This is a genomic window from Streptococcus sp. 11-4097, from assembly GCF_018215285.2.
Classification (GTDB): Bacteria; Bacillota; Bacilli; order Lactobacillales; family Streptococcaceae; genus Streptococcus.
Genome location: NZ_CP185262.1, coordinates 1,079,458 through 1,097,347 on the forward strand (window position 1 = coordinate 1,079,458; position 17,890 = coordinate 1,097,347).

A 17,890-nucleotide genomic window follows, 5' to 3' on the forward strand; every position below is an offset into this window, starting at 1 on the left:
GAGAAAAAGATGAGAAATGTAAGAGTTGCAGCCATTCAGTTGCAATGTGCCAAGGATGTGGCAACAAATATTCAAACAGCGGAGCGCTTAGTACGTCAGGCTGCAGAACAAGGCGCACAAATCATTCTCTTACCAGAGTTGTTTGAACGTCCTTATTTCTGTCAGGAACGTCAGTATGACTACTACCAGCATGCCCAGTCGGTGACAGACAATACAGCTATTCAGCATTTTAAAACCATTGCAAAGGAGCTAAAGGTCGTTTTACCAATCAGTTTCTATGAAAAAGATGGCAATGTCTTGTATAACTCTATTGCCGTTATTGATGCAGATGGGGAAGTGCTGGGCGTTTACCGAAAGACCCACATACCAGATGATCATTATTATCAAGAAAAGTTTTATTTCACGCCTGGTAACACTGGTTTCAAGGTCTGGGATACTCGCTATGCCAAGATTGGGATCGGTATCTGTTGGGATCAATGGTTCCCTGAAACAGCGCGCTGTCTTGCATTGAATGGTGCTGAATTGCTCTTTTATCCAACAGCCATCGGTTCAGAGCCGATTTTGGATACAGACAGTTGTGGCCATTGGCAACGTACCATGCAAGGACACGCAGCAGCAAATATTGTTCCAGTCATCGCAGCCAATCGTTATGGATTAGAGGAAGTCACTCCAAGTGAGGAAAATGGTGGACAGAGTTCCAGTCTTGACTTCTACGGTTCATCCTTTATGACGGATGAAACAGGAGCTATTCTAGAGCTAGCTGAAAGACAAGCTGAAGCTGTTCTGTTAGCTACTTATGACCTAGACAAGGGAGCGAGCGAACGCCTAAACTGGGGCTTGTTTCGAGATAGAAGACCCGAAATGTATCAACGAATTACGGATTAGTATGTGAGAAATGAGGGATTCATTCTGCTAGACTAACTTCTTATTAGCAACTATAATATACTCGGTCATCTAGCAAGTAGATTTTATATTTTAACCCTCTAAGGCTTTCTCGCGTTTTTATGCGAGGAGCTTTTCTGTTTAAGCTTTATCAATAAAACATGCTATAATAGTTGCAGAAAGGTTGGTATTTATGGCTAGGATATTGGTTATTGAAGACAATAGTGACATTCAAGAGATTTTGCGAACACTTCTCACTGAGGAGCATGAGGTGATTCAAGCCTTTTCTGGGACAGAAGGAATCATGCATTTTGACCAAGGGGGGATTGACCTCGTTTTGCTCGATATCATGCTTCCTGGGAAAAATGGGGATCAGGTTTTAAAAGCTATCAGGAAACAAAGTCAAACTCCAGTCATTATGCTAACAGCTTTGAGCGATAAGAAGTTAATCAGTCAATACCTCTTAGACGGTGCTAATGATTACATAGTCAAACCTTTTGATTTGGACGAAGTCTTTGCCAGAGTTACTGTTCAATTACGTCAAAGCGTAGAAAAACAGCCTATGGAAATAGAAAAAACTGAAAATCTGCCACAAAATTTGAAAAATATCCAGTTTGATGCAGAAAGTTTTGAAATCAAAAATAGCCAGGAAACGATTCGTCTTGCTAAGAAAGAATGCTTGATTCTCCAGACTCTCCTCAAACATCCTAAGAAAATTTTCACCAAGGAAGAACTTTATGAATTGGTCTGGGAGGAGAGCTATCTCCCTGGAGATAATACCCTCAATACGCATTTAAGTAATCTTCGTAAAAAATTAAACCAGCTTGACCCAAATCAAGAATATATTGAAACCATCTGGGGCGTTGGGGTAAGATTAAAAGGAGACAAGCAATGACCTACATGATAATTTTTGTTCTACTGGTACTCCTAATTATTTTATCGATTGCATTAATTCGCTACCATCTAGCACTTAAAAACTTGAGTCAACAGATTGAAGACAAGATTCTCACGGGTAGTATGAAAAGAGTCGGAGTCAACATTTTTTCCAAACATTTTTTACGTCTCTACCAGCAGATTGAGAATCTATTTCAGGAAGTGGAACAATCTCGGTTGGTTATGAAAAGGGAAAAGCAAACTCTGGATATGGCCATCAGCAATATCGCCCATGATATTCGGACACCTCTAACTATCGCTTCAGGCTACACCCAACAATTGATAAAATCTCCTGAAGATAAATCAGAAACCTTACAAAAAATAGCCCAGCATCTTGATTTAGTTTCTAAACGTTTGGAGGCTCTCCTAGAATATCGTCGTTTGATGGAAGGAGCTGTCAAACCGAAACTGGAAGAAGTGGACCTTTCCGCTTTTATTACCAAAAAGACTCTGGCTTATTATGATGTTTTTCAGGCGGCAAATATCACGCTTGATTTTAAGGTTGAAGCTGGTTTAACAACGAGGACCGATGAAGACTTACTGGATCGTATTTTACAAAATTTGCTTGGAAATGTCCTCAAACATGGCAAGGAAGAAGCGCGACTATCTTTGAGAAAGGAAAAGGAACAGCTTGTCTTAGAGATTGCAAACCTTGTCAAACAGCCCATCAAAAAAATAGAAAAGCTCAGCAACCGTTTTTATTCTGAAAATCTATCTGATACTGAAGAATCATCTGGTTTAGGCCTTTATATCACTGAGGAATTATGCCATCTTCTCGGTGCAGAGATGAAACTAAGAACAGATGGGCAGTGGTTGTCGGTTTTCATTTACTTTTAACGAAACAAACCTCCTCTGTAGGCTAGAGGAGGTCGTTTTATTATAGACTTTTCTTTTTGAAAACTGCCAGTCCACTTAGATTAAAGATTACAATCACAGCTAAGGTAACTATAAGTGTATAGAAAATGGATTCACTATTAGCAGTCATAGCATAGAAAAACTGCAATGATAAATATGGCAAAATTTTGATACTTGGGAAGATGAGCATTGGCATAGAGAGTAAGATAGAGCTGACCAAATATCCAATAAATACTGCAAGATAAGAATGACTAACATAGAGGATGAAGGAAACAATGGAAAGCCAAGCAAGGAGGCAAAGGAATTGAAGGGAAATGGTTATCAGTAGATTGCCAATAAAGCCATCAGGCATAGTTCCAAATCCATTTAAGATCGTTGCTGGAATAAAGGCAATCACAAGGCTGATGATGACTTGCAAAAGTGCAATACAAGTCAATACAAAAGCTTTGGCAAGGAAAAACTCGGTACGAGAAACACCCACTGTTAAATTATTTTTATAGAGTTTGCCGATTAAATCAACTCCAAGAACGAGGCAGGCTAGGACGATGCAGAGAAAAACGAGGTTTGAACCTTGACTAGATGCGTTGATAAGTGCTTGTACACCGTCCCAACCATGGGTTGGAATTTCTGGCTCTTCTGTCTGGATTGCCATCAGATGGCCAGTAGCTCCAATACTTGCGCCCATTAGCATGAGAGAAAAGAGAATGAACTCTGTAATCCAAAAACCTTTGGAACGGAAAAGACGGTAAAAGTCTGCTTGAATGGTATGTATCATGATTTTCCTCCTATTCGACTAATTGAGTAAAGTATTCTTCTAGGTTTTGACGTGCGTAGTAAATCTCGTCAATAGCGACATCTGCCAAGGTTAAGTCCTTAAGAATCTGTTTGACATCTTGTTCCTGACCAAAGATGTGGATTTCGTTTTCAGGATTGACAACCTTGAACTGGAGCTGGATTTGTTCTTTCAATACTTGGCAAGCTTTCTCTTTGTCAGCTGTCTTAAGCACAATATAATCCTCACTTAGTGTTTCAAATTCAGCTTTGCTGATTTCACGGATAATCTTGCCTTGATCTAAAATACCAAAGCGATTAGCTATGAGGTAGAGTTCTGACAAGATATGGCTAGAGATGAGAATGGTGATTCCTTTTTCTTGATTGAGGCGTTGAATCATCAGACGAAATTCTTTGATACCAATTGGGTCAAGTCCATTGATAGGTTCATCTAAGATCAGGAAGTCTGGTTTGGAGAGAAGGGCAATAGCGATGCCAAGTCTTTGCTTCATTCCCAGTGAGAAATCTCGAAAGACTTTTTTACCTGTATCTGACAAACCTACATAGTCCAGCGTTTCTCGAATGACTTGATCAGCATTTGGAATATGACGAATCATACAGTAATATTTCAGATTTTGATAGGCTGTTAGGTGATTATGAGCTACAGGTGATTCGATCACTGAACCAACTCGAGATAGAGCCTTGGTCCACTCATGTTCTGCTTGGCTGGAGAAGAGGGAAACAGTCCCTTTATCCGCAAAGAGTAGTTGCGTAATGATTTTTATTAAGGTAGTCTTCCCAGCTCCATTCTTTCCTATAAGTCCATAAATATCTCCCTCTCTTATGGTTAGATGAAGATCCTGAAGAATAGCTTGTTTGTCGAAGTTTTTGGACAATCCATGAATGTCAAGTACTGTTTTCATGATTCTCTCCTTTTGATTTATTTTGTTAACTTTAGTATAAAGCATAGAAATCAAAGAAAGCTCAAGGATTTCTAAAGAGTTTCTAAAGTTTTAGGAATTCTTAAATATCAAAACCCAGTTGACACGAACTGGGTTTCTTAATTATAAAATATATTTCTCAATGGCACGCGCAACACCGTCTTCTTCGTTGCTTGCTGTAACGGCATCCGCAAGGGATTTGACATAATCGCTGGCATTTCCCATTGCAATTCCAAGCCCTGCAAATTGGAGCATTTCAATATCGTTATTAGCATCGCCCATAGCCATGATTTCTGATGGCTTGATATTCAAAATATCTGCTAGTCGAGAAAGAGCAGTAGCCTTTGTCGTTCCAAGTGGCATGGCTTCATAAATAACAGGCTGCGAACGAACTCCACTGAATCGTTGGCAAAGTTCCTTGGCAAAACGCTCTTCAAAATCGTCTGTTTGTTCTTTGGTACCCAAAAACATACCTTGGAACATCCGATATTTGCCACTAGTGGCTTCCTCAAGGGAAATTTCAGTTAGGTCTGAAAAAACAAGTTTGGCATCATTTTGAACGATTTGATTAGGTTTACCACCGAGGACAAAATAATGTTCTTCATCAAAAAGAGTTAGCTGGACGTCGCTTTTTTCAGCTAGGTCATAAAGGTATTCAATGTCAGCTGGACTGAGTTCTTGCCAGTCAACTAGACTCCAGTCACTGGTCTGGTGGGTTGAGCAACCATTATTGACAATGACATACTCATTCTGGAGGTCAAGTCCCAGTTTTTTGTAGTAGGGGAGGACACCGAAAAGCGGGCGACCCGTACAGAGAACCAGTTTGACACCTTTTTTAATAGCTTGGTGAATGGCTGTGATGTGAGCTTGTGGGATTTCCTTGGCTTCATTGAGGAGGGTTCCGTCCATATCCAAGGCTAGTAGTTTAATCATAAGACTTCCTTCTTTATCTTTTGGTATTATTATAGCATATTTTGGAGAAGAAATTGATAGGAAGCTTGGGGCTAACTGATTTTACAGTTTAGGACGTTTTGATGGTAATTCATGATTTGAAGAGGATATCTTGAAAAGAAATGCTATACTAAACTTGTGATTCAACTAAGTGTTTTGTAAGCTTATCAAGAAAAACAGAGGGTTTTATATGAAAAAACGGGTTATTCAAATTTTACTAGCATTGTCCTTAATTTTTTACAAATCAACTTGGTTTTGGAGGCTTTTCGATCATCTCGCGAAGCCCTATCTACCAGCAAGTCGTGAGTTTTTTCAGATTCTGCTTTTGATGGAGAGTGGAGTTCTTTTATTAGCGGTCATCTATCTACTAGTTTTTGCTGGAAAGAAAACTTTTCATTTCAAGTGGCAGCTGAGGTACTTTATCTACCTTTTACTGGGCTACATCATTTTGTATATGTCGGACTTCCTCTTGTCTTATTTCATACCCTCGTCCTCAAATCAAATTTCTTTGAATGAAACGATAGAAATGATGGGGCGACAGGAGTTTCCCTATTTCTTGCTCATAGTTTGCTTCATCGGCCCTATTGCCGAGGAGTTGATTTATCGTGGCGTACTGATGACAACCTTTTTCAAAAACTCACCTTGGTACGGAGATGTCTTGCTTTCTGCTATTATTTTCGGTTGCATTCATATCAATTTCGCTTTAACACCTCTTGCTTTTTTCATTTATGCTAGTGGAGGTCTTATTTTGGCTATATTGTATCGCATGACAAAAACTCTCTACTATCCAATAGTGGTTCATATCCTCATCAATATCACTGCCTTCTGGAACTTATGGTTACTCCTATTTTCAGGAAGTTAGCTTACTAAAACAATGTCGGAACTTTCCGGCATTTTCTTTTCAACAGGTGAGCAAGAACTGATTATTTTCAGACTTGGCTGGCTAATCATGGTATAATAAAAGGTAATGAAAAATTCCAACGAGGCAGAGATGAAATTACTTTATACTGATATTCGGACTTCTTTGACTGAAATTCTAACCAGAGAGGCGGAAGAGCTAGTTGCTGCTGGCAAGCGGGTCTTCTACATCGCCCCCAACTCTCTTTCTTTTGAAAAGGAACGCGCCGTGCTGGAATGCTTGTCCCAGCAAGCTTCTTTTGCGATTACCGTCACGCGCTTTGCGCAAATGGCTCGTTACCTGATCTTGAATGACTTGCCTGCTAAAACCAGTCTAGATGACATTGGTCTTGGGATGGCCTTTTACAAATGCCTTGCCGAACTTGATCCTAAGGATTTACGTGTTTATGGAGCTATCAAGCAGGATCCTCAATTTATCCAGCAGTTGATTGAGCTTTACCACGAGATGACCAAAGCTCAGATGAGTTTTTTGGACTTGGAGAGTTTGACGGATGAGGACAAGAGGGCCGATTTACTCTTGATTTTTGAGAAGGTAACTGCTTATCTCAATCAAGGCCAGTTGGCTCAAGGAAGTCAGTTGTCCCATTTGATTGAGACTATTGAGAATGACAAAGTTAGTAGTGATTTTACTCAAATCGCCTTGGTTATTGATGGATTTACTCGTTTTTCTGCTGAGGAAGAGCGGATTGTGGACTTACTTCATGGCAAGGGTGTTGAGGTTGTCATTGGAGCCTATGCTAGTAAGAAAGCTTATACCAGCCCATTCGCTGAAGGCAATCTCTATCAAGCCAGTGTGGACTTTCTCCATCATCTAGCCTCTAAATACCAAACACCTGCTCAGAATTATTCTCAAACTCATGAGAAGATGGATAGTTTTGATAAGGCCTCTCGTTTGCTGGAGTCTTCTTATGACTTTTCAGAATTCACCTTGGATGTCGATGATAAGGACTGTGAAAACTTACAAATCTGGTCTTGCTTAACTCAAAAAGAAGAGTTGGAGTTGGTAGCGCGTAGTATTCGTCAGAAATTGCATGTTAATCCAGACCTGAGTTACAAGCATTTTCGTATTCTCTTGGGGGATGTAGCTTCTTACCAATTATCGCTGAAAACCATTTTTGACCAGTATCAGATTCCTTTCTATCTTGGTAGAAGCGAATCCATGGCCCACCACCCTTTGACACAGTTTGTCGAGTCTATTTTGGCTTTAAAACGTTATCGTTTCCGTCAGGAAGATTTGATTAACCTCCTCAGAACGGGTTTATATACCGACCTTAGCCAGGCTGATATTGATGCTTTTGAGCAATATATCCGCTATCTTGGTATCAATGGCTTGCCAGCCTTTCAGCAAACCTTTACCAAATCCCACCATGGAAAGTTTAATTTAGAGCGATTAAATGCTCTTCGTCTGCGTATTTTAACACCTCTTGAAACCCTGTTTGCCAGTCGAAAGCAGAAGTCTGAAAATCTCTTGCAAAAGTGGAATGTCTTTCTAAAAGAAGGTGCAGTGACCAAGCAACTGCAAGATTTGACAGCCACTATGGAAACTCTTGAACAGGAAAGACAAGCTGAAGTTTGGAAGGCATTCTGTCATGTTTTAGAACAATTTGCGACTGTTTTTGCTACTTCACAGGTTAGTCTAGAGGACTTTCTAGCCTTGCTCCATTCTGGAATGAGTTTGTCCCAATACCGTACCATTCCAGCAACAGTGAACACTGTTCTGGTGCAGAGTTACGATTTGATTGCCCCTCTGACAGCTGACTTTGTCTACGCCATTGGACTGACTCAGGACAATTTACCAAAAATTGCGCAAAATACTAGCCTTTTAACTGATGAAGAAAGACAAAATTTAAACCAAACGACCGAAGAAGGCGTTCAATTGCTGATTGCCAGCAGTGAAAACCTCAAGAAAAATCGCTATACTATGCTTTCCTTGGTTAATTCTGCTCGTAAAGAGTTAATCTTGTCAGCTCCAAGCCTTTTTAACGAAAGTGAAAGTAAGGAGTCAGCCTATCTTCAAGAGCTGGTCCATTTTGGATTTAGTCGGAAAGAGAAGAGGATGAATCACAAAGGGCTGTCTAAGGAAGATATGGGCTCATATCACAGTCTTTTGTCCAGTCTGGTTGCCTATCACCAGCAGGGCGAGACAAGTAATAGTGAGCAAGATTTGACATTTATTAAGGTTCTGGCGCGTGTCATGGGTAAAAAGTTAGACCAGCAAGGTTTGGAAAATCCAGCCCTTCCAACCAGTCCAAGCAGTAAGCAGTTGGCTAAGGACACCTTACAAGCGCTCTATCCTGCTGATCAGGAGTTTTACCTATCCACCTCTGGTTTGACAGAGTTTTACCGGAACCAATACAGTTATTTCCTCCGTTATGTTCTAGGCTTGCAGGAAGAATTGCGCCTGCGTCCGGATGCCCGTAGTCATGGGAATTTCTTGCACCGTATTTTTGAACGTGCCTTGCAGTTGCCTGACGAAGATTCCTTTGACCAACGTTTGGAACAGGCTATTCAAGAAACCAGTCAGGAACGGGAATTTGAAGCAATTTATCAAGAAAGTTTGGAAGCTCAGTTTACCAAGGAAGTTCTACTTGATGTCGCACGGACGACTGGCCACATTCTCCGTCACAATCCAGCTATTGAAACCATCAATGAAGAGGCAAATTTTGGTGGAAAAGAGCAAGCCTTTATTCAATTAGACAATGGACGCAGTGTCTTTGTACGAGGTAAGGTTGACCGCATTGACCGTTTGAAAGTTGATGGAGCGATAGGAGTGGTAGACTACAAATCCAGTCTGACTCAGTTCCAGTTTCCTCATTTCTTTAATGGGCTCAATTCCCAGTTACCAACCTATCTAGCTGCCTTAAAAAGAGAAGGGGAGCAGAACTTTTTCGGCGCCATGTACTTGGAAATGGCTGAGCCTGTCCAATCTCTCATGGCCGTTAAAAGTCTGGCTGGAGCAGTAGCAGAAGCCAGCAAATCTATGAAATACCAAGGCCTCTTTTTAGAAAAAGAAAGCAGTTATTTGGGTGAATTTTACAATAAAAACAAGGCCAATCAGCTGACGGAGGAGGAATTCCAGCTCCTACTGGACTACAATGCCCATCTTTACAAGAAAGCAGCTGAGAAGATTTTAGCAGGCCAGTTCGCCATTAATCCTTATAGCGAAAATGGCAGAAGTATTGCACCATATGTCCAGCAACACCAAGCCATTACAGGCTTTGAAGCCAATTACCACTTAGGCCAAGCTCGTTTCTTAGAGAAGTTGGACTTAGCTGACGGCAAGCGTCTGGTCGGAGAGAAACTCAAGCAAGCTTGGTTTGAAAAAATAAGAGAGGAGTTGAATCGATGAAGCTCATTCCCTTTTTAACTGAGGAAGAAATTCAAAAACTGCAAGAAGCAGAAGCAAATTCGAGCAAGGAACAGAAGAAAACTGCCGAGCAAATTGAAGCCATCTACACTTCTGTTCAGAATATTCTAGTCTCAGCATCGGCTGGTTCTGGAAAGACCTTTGTTATGGCAGAGCGTATTCTGGACCAATTGGCGCGTGGTGTGGAAATTTCTCAACTCTTTATCTCAACCTTTACGGTCAAGGCTGCGACAGAGCTTAAGGAACGTTTGGAAAAGAAAATCAGCCAACAAATCCAAGAAAGTAGCGATGTTGACCTCAAACAACACTTAGGTAAACAGTTGGCAGACCTACCCAACGCTGCCATCGGTACCATGGATTCCTTCACACAAAAATTCCTTGGCAAACATGGCTATCTGATTGATATTGCGCCTAATTTCCGTATTTTACAAAATCAAAGCGAGCAACTCCTTCTCAAAAACGAAGTCTTCCATGAGGTCTTTGAAGCACATTACCAAGGTAAACAAAAAGAGTCCTTTAGTCATCTGCTGAAAAACTTTGCAGGGCGTGGCAAGGATGAACGTGGTCTGCGCCAGCAGGTCTATAAAATTTATGACTTCCTCCAATCCACCAGTAATCCTCAGAAATGGCTGAAGGATTCTTTCCTCAAAGGCTTTGAAAAAGCAGATTTTACTAGCGAAAAAGACAAACTAACCGAGCAAATCCAGCAAGCCCTTTGGGACTTGGAAAGCTTTTTCTGTTACCATCTGGATAATGATGCTAAGGAGTTTTCAAAGGCTGCTTATCTAGAAAATGTTCAGTTGATTCTGGATGAAATTGGCTCCCTAAATCAAGAGTCAGATAGTCAAGCTTATCAAGCAGTGCTTGCGCGTGTTGTCGCAATTTCGAAAGAGAAAAATGGTCGGGCTCTGACTAATGCCAGTCGTAAGGCTGATTTGAAGCCCCTGGCGGATGCCTACAACGAAGAAAGAAAGGCCCAGTTTGCTAAACTAGGACAACTGTCAGACCAGATAACCATTCTCGACTATCAAGAACGTTATCATGGAGACACCTGGGAACTAGCTAAGACCTTCCAAACTTTCATGAGTGATTTTGTGGAGGCTTATCGTCAGCGTAAACGTCAGGAAAATGCCTTTGAATTTGCTGATATCAGCCATTATACCATTGAGATTTTAGAGAATTTCCCGCAAGTTCGTGAGGCTTATCAGGAACGCTTCCATGAAGTCATGGTCGATGAGTATCAAGATACTAACCACATTCAAGAACGGATGCTGGAATTGCTGTCTAATGGTCACAATCGCTTTATGGTAGGGGATATCAAGCAGTCTATCTACCGTTTCCGTCAGGCAGATCCGCAGATTTTTAATGAAAAATTCCAACGCTATGCGCAAAATCCAAAAGAGGGCAAACTCATTCTCCTCAAGGAAAATTTCCGTAGTAGTTCAGAAGTGCTGTCAGCAACCAATGATGTTTTTGCACGTCTCATGGACCAAGAGGTCGGCGAAATCAACTATGACATTATGCACCAGTTTGTCTTTGCTAATAGCAAACTAACTCCTAATCCAGACAACAAGGCGGAATTTCTCCTCTACGATAAGGACGACAGCGGGCAAGAGGAAGAAGAGAGCCAAGCAGAAACGAAATTAACTGGTGAAATGCGCTTAGTCATCAAAGAGATTCTGAACCTCCATCAGGAAAAAGGTGTTGCTTTTAAAGAAATTGCCCTTTTGACCTCTAGCCGCAGTCGAAATGACCAGATTCTCCTCGCCTTGTCTGAGTACGGGATCCCTGTCAAAACCGATGGTGAGCAAAATAATTATCTCCAATCCTTAGAAGTACAAGTCATGCTGGACACCCTTCGTGTCATTCACAATCCCCTACAAGATTATGCCTTGGTTGCTCTCATGAAGTCTCCTATGTTTGGATTTGATGAGGACGAGTTGGCACGTTTGTCCCTCCAGAAAGCAGAGGATAAGGTCCAAGAAAATCTCTATGAAAAACTGGTCAATGCTCAAATACAGGCAACAAGCCAGAAAAACTTAATTCATACTGATTTAGCTGAAAAACTAAACCAATTCATGGATATCTTGGCTTCTTGGCGTTTGTATGCCAAAACTCACTCCCTCTATGACTTGATTTGGAAGATTTATAATGACCGTTTTTACTATGATTATGTTGGAGCCTTACCAAATGGTCCTGCTAGACAAGCCAATCTCTATGCCCTAGCTCTGCGGGCTGACCAGTTTGAAAAGAGCAATTTCAAGGGCTTGTCTCGTTTTATTCGTATGATTGACCAAGTTTTAGAAGCCCAGCACGATCTTGCTAGCGTGGCAGTCGCACCGCCTAAGGATGCAGTAGAACTCATGACCATCCATAAGAGTAAAGGACTGGAGTTTCCGTACGTTTTTATCCTCAATATGGATCAGGATTTTAATAAACAAGACAGCATGTCAGAAGTCATTCTCAGCCGTAAAAATGGACTAGGTGTCAAATATATTGCCAAAATGGAGACAGGAGCAGTGGAAGCTCATTATCCTAAAACCATCAAACTCTCCATTCCTAGCCTTACTTATATCCAGAATGAGGAAGAACTGCAATTGGCTAGCTATTCAGAGCAGATGCGCCTCCTTTATGTTGCCATGACGAGGGCTGAGAAAAAGCTCTATCTTGTCGGCAAGGGTTCGCGTGAAAAGCTGGAAGCCAAGGAATTCCCAGCAGCTAAAAATGGTAAACTAAATAGCAATACCAGACTGCAAGCCAAGAATTTCCAAGATTGGATATGGGCTATCAACAAAGTGTTTGCCAAGGACAATCTCAACTTTAGCTATCGTTTTGTTGGCGAAGACCAGTTGACTAAAGAAACTATTGGTCAATTGGAAAACAAGAGCCTTCTACAAGATAGCTCTCAAGCAGATAACCGCCAGTCAGAAACCATCAAAGAAGCTCTGGAAATGCTGAAAGAAGTGGAAGTTTATAATACTCTTCACCGTGCAGCCATTGAACTACCAAGTGTTCAAACCCCAAGCCAAATCAAGAAATTCTACGAACCAGTTATGGATATGGAAGGTGTCGAGATTGCAGGTCAAGGCCAGTCAGTAGACAAGAAAATCAGCTTTGATTTGCCAGATTTTTCAACCAAAGAAAAGGTAACAGGAGCCGAGATTGGGAGTGCCACCCACGAACTCATGCAGAGAATTGCCCTCAGTCAGCGACCAACCCTTGCTAGCCTGGCAGAAACTCTCAAACACGTTCAAACCAGCCAAGCTGTCAAAGACAAGATCAATCTTGCTAAAATCCTTGCATTCTTTGACACAGCACTTGGTCAAGAAATTCTTACCAATACCGACCATCTCTATCGCGAGCAACCTTTCTCCATGCTCAAACGAGACCAAAAGAGTCAGGAAGACTTCGTTGTCCGTGGAATCTTGGACGGCTATCTGCTTTATGAGGATTGTATCGTTCTTTTCGATTACAAGACAGACCGCTATGATGAGCCAAGTCAACTCATAGACCGCTATCGTGGTCAATTAGCCCTTTATGGAGAGGCCTTATCACGAGCCTATTCGATTGAAAATATTGAAAAATACTTGATACTACTCGGTAAAGACGAGGTTCAAGTTGTAAAAGTATAATCTAGAAAGGAGACCTCATGACACTTCCAGTTAGAAAATCCCTACATGATGCGGTTTTACAGGCTTCAAAAGCGGATACTTGGGAACAAGCTACCAAGGAATGGAATGAAGTTTCCTTGATTTTTAATGGTATCGGCCGTAGCAATTGTGTTTGTGGGAATGCTATCAAATACGCCTACGAACTCTTTAACGGTGTTACAGGTCAACGCCTCTTTCCAATTGGCAGCGATTGTGTTCGTCATTTTCATCGATTGTCCCTTGACCAGCAACTAGAAGAGGAAGAAAAACTACTCAGAAAGGTTGAAAATCTGACCAGAAAAGCCCAGAAAAAGGAGAAAATCAAGGTCAAAAAAAGTGACTTTGACGAGCGTCTTCTAAAGTGGCTCTGGGAAAAAGGTGTTTTCAAACCCAATCGCGGTAATCAATTTGCGCCTGAGAGAGACTACCAGCTCTTCTTAGAAGTCTTTCAAGGAGGAAGTTGGATCAAGGCAGAGCCAAAGAAGAAGGCTCGGATGGAAGAAGTCCTTGAAAAATGTATCAAACCCTTTTTACTTGGAAAACAAGATGACCAACTCTACCTTGTCAAACTAGGCAAGGAGAAAATTGACTACGAACAAGAACTCCGTATCCAAGCAGAGAAAGAGCGCAAGAAGAGAGATAAAATCGCCAAGCAATATGCAGACAATCTGGTCCTAGCCATGGGGCCAGCAGAGCGGGCTTATCAGGATTACTTTGGCTTTACAGAAACCCTAACCCAAGAAGAACGCAAGTGGGAGAAAATACTTTTTGGTAAAAATCGAACAGAACGGGCTATCAAGGCCAAACAATACCAAAAAGAGTTGGAAAAAGACCAACGAATTGCGAGTCAGGATCCAATTGAAAGAAAGCAGAAGCAGACTTGGCTCCTCAATTCCTATTTCCGTGAGCTTCCTGAAGAAAAAGCTCGATTTGTTCGGCTCTTATTAGAATATCGGAAAAATAGAGAAGTTCCCTTTTCAACTGAATATCTGTCAGACCATCTGCTCGACTTTTTCTATAAAATGAAAGCCTTTGAGTTTGAAGTCGCACCAGAACAAGTTCGAGATTTTCTAAAAGAAAGTCTCCAGTCAGAACATCTATCCTCAGCACAGGAAAGCTGGATAGAAGGGATTTTGACAAATTGTATAGTCCCATTTTTATCTCGAATACTCATCTAAAACTAAATATATAAGTCTTAGAATTTTATATAAAGTTAATATATAAATTAAGTAAATTTGAAATCAGCCTTCCTTTATAAAGTAGCTATTACAAATAAAAGCTTGTGCAAAAAAGAATAATTTATGATAGAATAGAGGATAAGAAAGAAAACGTTTTTACAATTTTTTCAATCCGAAGGAGATATATTATGGCTACTATTCAATGGTTTCCTGGTCACATGTCTAAAGCTCGTCGACAGGTTCAGGAAAATTTAAAATTTGTTGATTTTGTGACGATTTTGGTGGATGCACGCTTACCTCTATCTAGTCAAAATCCTATGTTGACCAAAATTGTTGGTGACAAACCAAAACTCTTGATTTTAAATAAGGCGGATTTGGCTGATCCAGCAATGACCAAGGAATGGCGCCAGTATTTTGAATCACAAGGAATTCAGACGCTAGCTATCAACTCCAAAGAGCAAGTGACTGTAAAAGTTGTAACAGATGCGGCCAAAAAGCTCATGGCGGATAAGATTGCTCGTCAGAAAGAACGTGGTATCAAGATTGAAACCTTGCGTACCATGATTATCGGGATTCCAAACGCTGGTAAATCAACTCTCATGAACCGTTTGGCTGGTAAGAAAATTGCCGTTGTCGGCAATAAACCAGGTGTTACCAAGGGACAACAATGGCTCAAAACCAATAAAGACCTGGAAATTTTGGATACACCGGGGATTCTCTGGCCTAAGTTTGAGGATGAAACTGTTGCGCTTAAATTGGCCCTAACTGGAGCTATCAAAGACCAGCTGCTTCCTATGGATGAGGTAACTATTTTTGGCCTCAATTATTTCAAAGAACATTATCCAGAAAAGTTGGCCGAACGCTTCAAACAAATGAAAATTGAAGAAGAAGCGCCTGTTATTATTATGGATATGACCCGCGCCCTCGGTTTCCGAGACGACTACGACCGCTTTTACAGTCTCTTCGTGAAAGAAGTCCGTGATGGCAAACTTGGTAACTATACCTTAGATACATTGGAAGACCTCAATGGCGACGATTAAAGAAATCAAAGAACTCCTTGCTACAGTCAAGGAGTTAGAAAGTCCTATTTTTTTAGATTTTGAAAAGGATAATCGCTCTGGAGTTCAAAAGGAAATCAGCAAGCGTAAAAAAGCCCTTCAGGAAGAATTGGATGAGGATCTTCGTTTGGAATCCATGCTGTCCTATGAAAAAGAACTTTACAAGCAAGGATTGACCTTAATTGCAGGTGTTGATGAGGTTGGTCGTGGTCCTCTGGCTGGACCTGTAGTCGCTGCAGCTGTTATTTTACCTCAAAATTGTAAGATTAGAGGCCTCAACGACAGCAAGAAAATTCCTAAAAAGAAACATCTGGAGATTTTCCAAGCCGTTCAGGACCAAGCTTTGTCAATCGAGATTGGTATCATGGATAATCATATCATCGACCAAGTCAATATCTATGAAGCAACCAAACTGGCTATGAAGGAAGCTATCTCCCAGCTCAGTCCTCAACCTGAACACCTTTTGATAGATGCCATGAAACTGGATTTACCAATTTCACAAACATCCATCATCAAAGGAGATGCCAATTCCCTCTCGATTGCAGCGGCTTCTATAGTAGCCAAGGTGACACGTGATGAATTGATGAAGGAATACGACCAGCAGTTCCCTGGTTATGATTTTGCTACTAATGCAGGATATGGTACAGCTAAACACCTGGAAGGCCTCACAAAACTAGGAGTTACCCCAATTCATCGAACCAGCTTTGAACCTATTAAATCGCTGGTTTCAGGAGAAAAAGAAAGTTAAGTTAGAAGGAATGATTATGGAGGAACAGTCAGAAACACTCAGTTCCAAGAAAGAATTTGCCTTTGCCTCAAGCACTATATTATCCCAAGTTGGACGAGGAATCATTGTCGGTCTCGTTGTTGGAATTATCGTTGGATCTTTTCGGTTTTTAATCGAAAAAGGCTTCCACCTGATACAAGGACTTTATCAAGATCAAGCGCACCTAGTGCGCAATCTTTTTATCATTGGTCTATTTTATTTAATAGTTTGTTGGCTCAGTGCGAAATTAACTCGATCAGAAAAAGATATCAAAGGCTCAGGAATTCCTCAAGTCGAAGCCGAATTAAAGGGATTAATGACTCTCAACTGGTGGGGAGTTCTTTGGAAAAAATATATTCTAGGAATTCTTGCTATTGCTAGCGGTCTTATGCTGGGGCGCGAAGGGCCAAGTATTCAACTTGGAGCAGTCGGTGGTAAAGGAATTGCCAAATGGCTCAAATCCAGTCCAGTAGAGGAACGCTCCTTGATTGCTAGTGGAGCTGCAGCAGGTTTAGCTGCAGCCTTTAATGCACCGATTGCAGGACTTCTCTTTGTGGTAGAAGAAGTTTATCACCATTTTTCACGCTTTTTCTGGGTCTCAACTCTAGCAGCCAGTCTCGTAGCAAACTTTGTTTCTCTGCTCATATTTGGCCTAACACCCGTACTGGATATGCCAGACAACATCCCACTCATGACCCTAGACCAGTATTGGATTTACCTCCTTATGGGAGTTTTTCTTGGGCTATCTGGTTTTCTCTATGAGAAAGCTGTGCTCAATGTTGGTCGAGTTTATGATTGGCTTGGTCAAAAAATCCATTTGGATAGAGCTTATTACCCAATTCTGGCCTTCATTCTCATCATACCAGTGGGGATTTTCTTACCACAAATCCTTGGTGGTGGGAATCAGCTGGTTCTTTCCTTAACTGAGCAAGATTTTAGTTTCCAAGTTCTATTAGTTTACTTTTTGATTCGCTTTGTTTGGAGCATGATTAGTTATGGAAGTGGCCTTCCGGGTGGAATTTTCCTACCTATTTTGGCGCTTGGCTCCTTACTTGGTGCTCTAGTTGGTGTTATTTGTGTCAATCTTGGGCTTGTCAGTCAAGAGCAATTCCCTATATTTGTCATTCTAGGAATGAGTGGCTATTTTGGTGCAATATCCAAAGCTCCCTTAACTGCTATGATACTCGTAACTGAGATGGTAGGAGATATTCGCAACCTCATGCCACTTGGATTAGTAACCTTGGTCGCCTACATCATCATGGATCTACTAAAGGGTGCACCAGTATATGAGGCTATGTTGGAAAAAATGCTGCCAGAAGAAGCGACAGATGAAGGAGAAGTCACTCTCATTGAAATCCCTGTTTCAGATAAAATAGCAGGAAAACAAGTACACGAACTCAACTTGCCACATAACGTACTCATCACCACCCAAGTCCATAATGGCAAGAGCCAAACCGTTAACGGCTCAACCAGAATGTATCTCGGAGATATGATTCACCTAGTTATTCCAAAAAGTGAAATTGGGAAAGTCAAAGATTTGTTATTGTAGAAGTTTTTACATAATTTATGTTATGTGAAAACAAATTTCTTAATTAAATACACTAGAAAACCGATTCTCAG

The 17,890-nt window shown here is 41.1% G+C and carries 13 protein-coding genes; 10 read left to right on the forward strand and 3 right to left on the reverse strand.

Annotation, left to right across the window (positions count from 1 at the left end):
- The first annotated feature begins 9 nt into the window (after positions 1-9).
- From aguB to KB197_RS05400, 3 genes are all read left to right on the forward strand, one after another.
- The gene (gene aguB / locus KB197_RS05390) at positions 10-885 is read left to right on the forward strand and encodes an N-carbamoylputrescine amidase (protein WP_064276180.1); all 876 of its coding nucleotides are present in this window, start codon (positions 10-12) and stop codon (positions 883-885) included.
- A gap of 190 nt (positions 886-1,075) precedes the next feature.
- Complete coding sequence (locus KB197_RS05395; protein ID WP_064276179.1) at positions 1,076-1,777, forward strand: response regulator transcription factor; 702 nt, start codon at positions 1,076-1,078, stop codon at positions 1,775-1,777.
- The gene (locus KB197_RS05400; protein ID WP_064276178.1) at positions 1,774-2,652 is read left to right on the forward strand and encodes a sensor histidine kinase; all 879 of its coding nucleotides are present in this window, start codon (positions 1,774-1,776) and stop codon (positions 2,650-2,652) included. The genes KB197_RS05395 and KB197_RS05400 overlap by 4 nt, the downstream gene beginning before the upstream one ends.
- Positions 2,653-2,692: 40 nt before the next feature.
- Here KB197_RS05400 and KB197_RS05405 read toward each other — a convergent pair whose 3' ends face one another.
- From KB197_RS05405 to KB197_RS05415, 3 genes are all read right to left on the reverse strand, one after another.
- Positions 2,693-3,445 carry an ABC transporter permease gene (locus KB197_RS05405; RefSeq protein ID WP_064276177.1) on the reverse strand — a complete coding sequence of 251 codons (753 nt, stop codon included), beginning with the start codon at positions 3,443-3,445 and terminating at the stop codon, positions 2,693-2,695.
- A 10-nt stretch (positions 3,446-3,455) separates the two neighbouring features.
- The gene (locus tag KB197_RS05410) at positions 3,456-4,364 is read right to left on the reverse strand and encodes an ATP-binding cassette domain-containing protein (protein WP_212573558.1); all 909 of its coding nucleotides are present in this window, start codon (positions 4,362-4,364) and stop codon (positions 3,456-3,458) included.
- Between the two features lie 141 nt (positions 4,365-4,505).
- A complete protein-coding gene (locus KB197_RS05415) occupies positions 4,506-5,315 on the reverse strand; it encodes a Cof-type HAD-IIB family hydrolase (protein ID WP_064276175.1) in 810 nt (269 codons plus the stop codon).
- Positions 5,316-5,523: 208 nt separating this feature from the next.
- Here KB197_RS05415 and KB197_RS05420 point away from each other — a divergent pair, with 208 nt between their 5' ends.
- The 7 genes from KB197_RS05420 (at position 5,524) to KB197_RS05450 (ending at position 17,819) form a co-directional block, all read left to right on the forward strand.
- A complete protein-coding gene (locus KB197_RS05420) occupies positions 5,524-6,195 on the forward strand; it encodes a CPBP family intramembrane glutamic endopeptidase (protein ID WP_064276174.1) in 672 nt (223 codons plus the stop codon).
- 129 nt (positions 6,196-6,324) lie between these two features.
- Complete coding sequence (rexB, locus tag KB197_RS05425) at positions 6,325-9,600, forward strand: ATP-dependent nuclease subunit B (protein WP_064276235.1); 3,276 nt, start codon at positions 6,325-6,327, stop codon at positions 9,598-9,600.
- Positions 9,597-13,250: a helicase-exonuclease AddAB subunit AddA gene (gene addA, locus KB197_RS05430; protein WP_212573557.1), complete on the forward strand. Its 3,654-nt coding sequence runs from the start codon at positions 9,597-9,599 to the stop codon at positions 13,248-13,250. Before rexB ends, addA begins: the two co-directional genes overlap by 4 nt.
- Before the next feature lie 17 nt (positions 13,251-13,267).
- Positions 13,268-14,446, forward strand: coding sequence for a hypothetical protein (locus tag KB197_RS05435; RefSeq protein ID WP_064276172.1), 1,179 nt, complete (start codon positions 13,268-13,270; stop codon positions 14,444-14,446).
- Positions 14,447-14,634: 188 nt separating this feature from the next.
- The gene (ylqF, locus tag KB197_RS05440; protein WP_000201308.1) at positions 14,635-15,486 is read left to right on the forward strand and encodes a ribosome biogenesis GTPase YlqF; all 852 of its coding nucleotides are present in this window, start codon (positions 14,635-14,637) and stop codon (positions 15,484-15,486) included.
- Complete coding sequence (locus KB197_RS05445) at positions 15,473-16,252, forward strand: ribonuclease HII (protein ID WP_064276171.1); 780 nt, start codon at positions 15,473-15,475, stop codon at positions 16,250-16,252. The genes ylqF and KB197_RS05445 overlap by 14 nt, the downstream gene beginning before the upstream one ends.
- A gap of 16 nt (positions 16,253-16,268) precedes the next feature.
- Positions 16,269-17,819: a ClC family H(+)/Cl(-) exchange transporter gene (locus tag KB197_RS05450; protein WP_064276170.1), complete on the forward strand. Its 1,551-nt coding sequence runs from the start codon at positions 16,269-16,271 to the stop codon at positions 17,817-17,819.
- Positions 17,820-17,890: the final 71 nt, after the last annotated feature.